The sequence below is a fragment of the Caballeronia arvi genome, from assembly GCF_001544695.2.
In the GTDB taxonomy this organism is placed as follows: domain Bacteria; phylum Pseudomonadota; class Gammaproteobacteria; order Burkholderiales; family Burkholderiaceae; genus Caballeronia; species Caballeronia arvi.
The window spans coordinates 1-650 of record NZ_FCOM02000326.1 but is presented as its reverse complement, the minus strand read 5'-3'; the positions used below and the strand labels follow the sequence as shown (position 1 = coordinate 650).

Genomic DNA, 650 nt, shown 5'->3' with positions numbered 1-650 from the left:
CTCGGCATGCCACGGCGCATCTATACCTACGCGCCCGATATGGGCTGGACCACTGTCAATCAGATCACGTCGCTGGGGTCGTTCGTGTTTGCACTCGGCGTGCTGATTTTTCTCATTGACGTCGTCTGGAGCTATCATCGTGGCCCGCTCGCTGGCAAGAATCCATGGGACGCCCCAACGCTCGAATGGTCCGTGGCGTCGCCGCCGCCGCCCTACAATTTCTCAACGCTGCCGTTTGTAGCGAGCCGCCATCCGCTCTGGGAAGACCGGCTGCCCGAAGCATCGAAAACGCGTCTGAGATCGGTTCTCGACGAGGGCTACATCCTGGATCATGGGCGCGAGGCGCTCGGCACCACGGCGCTCGACGCGGAACCCGACATCATTCTCAAGATGCCGGAAGACTCGTATGCGCCGTTCTTGCTCGGGCTGTTCTCTGCTCTTGTCTTTGCGGGTATGGCGCTGCATTCATGGTGGCTGACCGGCGCCGCGGGTATCGCGTGCGCGGTCGTGCTGATTGTTTGGCGCTGGCCCGAGCGCAAACTCGTGCAGCGAGAACCTTACCCTGTTCACGAAGAGGGAGGCGCCCTTGGCTGAGTTCTACGAGACGCTCGACAGCGGCCGGGCGTTGCCAATCGGCAGCGCCGGTGAAC

1 pseudogene is annotated in these 650 nt (G+C 62.3%); it reads left to right on the top strand.

The window, feature by feature from the left end:
- Positions 1–594: pseudogene (locus tag AWB74_RS45170) on the top strand (cytochrome ubiquinol oxidase subunit I); the annotation flags it as partial.
- Positions 595–650 lie beyond the last annotated feature (56 nt).